Source organism: Vibrio sp. 1F279 (genome assembly GCF_041439815.1).
Classification (GTDB): domain Bacteria; phylum Pseudomonadota; class Gammaproteobacteria; order Enterobacterales; family Vibrionaceae; genus Vibrio; species Vibrio tasmaniensis_A.
Window position 1 is genome coordinate 1 of sequence record NZ_JBGOOU010000098.1, and the last position, 3,178, is coordinate 3,178.

The following is a 3,178-nucleotide window of genomic DNA, read 5'->3' on the forward strand; positions in this document are numbered from 1 at the left end:
GGTGGGTGAAACTTACGCGATGATAAAAGCGTTGAACAAGCTTACTGGGTTAGGTGTGCCTGAAACTTGTCGTATTGACTAAGAAATACGCGAAACGGGGTAGCTCTATCTCTAAATTTAATTACGCAACAAAGCCGCAAGGAGGCTACCTAATACTTACAAATGCAGAAAGGCCGCTAAGCGACCTTTCTACGATAATGTTACGGACATTACTCCGTATTATCTGGTGTTCTATAAATCTGCAACCAATGTCGCGCTGCAGTACTTGTTGGAGGCGCTATTTCATGATCACGGATAGTACAATACCGACCATATTTTACTACAACCGTATGATTTGTTGTATTAATTTTACACTCTTGAAAAGAGCCCCATCTCGCCCGACTTTATTACCAGGCGCTACATAGATAGCCATACAAAACCTTTAAACTAGTTTAACAGCAACATTGTTCATATTTGATGTAGTGATGAATCTAAGAAAAACAAGGTTATGCCGTAAAAAGACATACATTTTAAAAAACTCACTAAAAAAAATTATTGGTGTTCATTATTCCTATGTTCAATTGCGTGACTCCGTAACGCAGAACAGCTCCTAATAGGGAGCTGTTCTTGTGTCTAAATTTGGGTTCACACTAAGTACCATTACGTTAAATAAATCATCACATGGCTATTGATTTTTCAAACATAACCCGCACATAAGCATAGAGTCACATTCATAAATCACCTTCCAATTGATTTGATAGTAATCTCTTGTGACTCAAAAAAGGCAGACTGAAAGTCTGCCTTTTTTCATTTCTAACTCAACCAACCGATCTCGACCCCATGCCACCCGCGTAATTCATATCGTGGAATATTGCCCATCAGAGAGTAGAGAGACCGTCTAATTATGAACTATTTTTGTCTCGTCATTATAGATAGGATATAACAATTTCATATAAAAAAACTAATTCAATGAGAAATTGCTATATAAAAACTATTGAAATAATTGTTCGTAAACACTATAAAAAACCTTGAAAAGGTTGTCTTATCAAGAGGCCTTTTCATCACTCTTGTTTTTATTTTGTATTGCTTCTTATGGAGGATATATTATGAGCTCAATTGACCTATCTCCACTATACCGTAGTAGTGTTGGGTTTGACCGTCTAGCATCATTAATTGATCATGCCATGACCAGTGAAACTGCTATCAACGGTTACCCACCATATAACATTGAAGTTCTAAAAGAGAATCGCTATGCCATCACCCTGGCCGTAGCCGGATTTACTCAGGAAGAGCTTGATATTCAAGTAGAAAAGAGCGTGCTAAGTGTACGTGGGCAAAAATGTGCTGATAAAGAAAATAAATATCTGTATCAGGGTATCGCCAATCGTACATTCGAACGTAAGTTCAACTTAGCTGATTATGTTGAAGTTACGGATGCAGATCTTTCTAACGGATTGTTAACTATTACTCTGGTGAAAGAGATACCTGAAGCTATGAAGCCTAAGTCCATCACTATCAATAAAAACTGTGATGTATTAGAGCATAAGGCTGAAGAGACAAGCACCAAAGATAATAAAGCTGCTAAAGGAGAATGATAGTGTGAAAGCACATTATCATTTTTGAAAGGGGAACGGCTCCCAATCGGGAGCTGTTCTTGTGTCTAAATCTGGGTTCACAATATCCCTATCTGGCAGGGTAGTTGTCACTGTTAAAATTTAACCAGTTTGGGCGATAAAGAGTAATTGTGTCTCGTATCTCAGTTGAAAGAAAAGAAGCGATATTGAAGAAGCTGCTGCCTCCCTATTCGATGTCAGTTAAAGAAGTGTCCGAAGAGGAAGGAATTAGCACTGCGACCCTGTATTATTGGCGCCCGCAACTCAGAAGTTCAGGAGCCACCGTGCCAAAGAGCAACACTTCATCAGAGCAGTGGTCTGCTCAAACTAAACTCGCCATTGTCGCTGAAACCTATTCAATGACCGAAAATTAACTGCTCAAGTTGGTGGACTTAAAGAGGCTATTAGTTCTTATTTTGAGCCGGAAACACAGAAACAAAGCTCGAGCGAGCATCCTGTCAGGACGATTGCTGTTAGTTCTGAAATTGATAATGATCTAGGTATTAGAGGTAGTTCAGCTAAGGATAATAGTAAGAAAACAGCACTGGATTCGGTGAGTTACTTGTCTACACGAGTAACAGCGAATTTAACACCATTATTATCTAGTGAAACAATAAATAAGCTACAAGATGCGCTAAGCGAAGGCAATATTTCATTTAAATTTATTCAGAATATCGCCTTGAATAAAGGGGGATCTGAGTCTAGTTCGTGAATTGGCGCTTTCTACTGTCCCTAAACAAGAGAAAAATTATTCAGGGCATCTAGGATTAATTGTGGACTCACTTTCACACAAACGTCCAAATGTAAGCGCCACTATGCAAGGTTTACAAGGTTTTATTGATACATCGGCCTTGCAATGGCATGAAAAAACGGCAAAAAAACTGAAGGCGCGCTTGATGCGAATGCTCATGCTCGTTTTGATGGGGATTTAATGAGTTCAGCTTTGGATCAAATGTCGAAAAGTGACCTGAAAGCGACATTAACGCAATTGGAAGGTGCTTTTGGTCAGCGTTTACGAGGCGTTTTTAGGTTGGTTGCTGAACAAGTTCCGTCGTCATATCTGGCGCAAGGTGACAATGTTTTAATCTCGACTGCCATGCGTTTCAGTGGCCTAGTAGAAGGCTTGATGACGGCATTGAGTGAAAAGTTGGGTGAAGCGACCGACGTTCGGTTCAAGGATTGTGATTTCGTTAGTGAGCTTTCAGAACTAACAGCGATTGAGAAGGCGGCATTAATCAAAGTAGGAATTAAAGAAGAAATGTTGCTCTAATTTTCCCTTCGAGCGGTAACGACTGTTTTTATAATTCACACATAATGGAGGTTTTCTGTGTCAAAATGGCCGATTAGTTTTTTATTTGAGAAGAATCAATCTCGCCTGGAAGTCGCTGTTATTGACTTGGATGTAAAGCAAAGGATAAGTGATTTTTATCAGCTTGCTCAAAAACGATACTTGTTAGAAGAATTTTTATTACTTCTAAATCGTAGTCAATACAATGTTTTTCAAAATGACGTACTCTCTTGCCTTTATCGCTTGGGTATAAAGAGAGTCGATTTAAAAGTGGGCAGTAAAACGTTGAATATTTTAT

General features: G+C 38.9%; 5 protein-coding genes. All 5 read left to right on the plus strand.

Annotation, left to right across the window (positions count from 1 at the left end; translation table 11 throughout):
• The first annotated feature begins 1,085 nt into the window (after nucleotides 1-1,085).
• Nucleotides 1,086-1,574, plus strand: a complete 489-nt coding sequence (locus ACED60_RS25425) for an Hsp20 family protein (protein ID WP_017098606.1) — start codon at nucleotides 1,086-1,088, stop codon at nucleotides 1,572-1,574.
• A gap of 149 nt (nucleotides 1,575-1,723) precedes the next feature.
• Nucleotides 1,724-1,966, plus strand: coding sequence for a transposase (locus ACED60_RS25430; protein ID WP_032499864.1), 243 nt, complete (start codon nucleotides 1,724-1,726; stop codon nucleotides 1,964-1,966).
• 399 nt (nucleotides 1,967-2,365) lie between these two features.
• Entirely contained in the window at nucleotides 2,366-2,524 is a 159-nt protein-coding gene (locus tag ACED60_RS25435; protein ID WP_017098100.1) for a hypothetical protein, read from the plus strand.
• Entirely contained in the window at nucleotides 2,524-2,862 is a 339-nt protein-coding gene (locus ACED60_RS25440; protein ID WP_017098101.1) for a hypothetical protein, read from the plus strand. The genes ACED60_RS25435 and ACED60_RS25440 overlap by 1 nt, the downstream gene beginning before the upstream one ends.
• Nucleotides 2,863-2,919: 57 nt before the next feature.
• A partial coding sequence (locus ACED60_RS25445) for a hypothetical protein (protein WP_017098102.1) occupies nucleotides 2,920-3,178 on the plus strand: 259 nt, incomplete at its 3' end.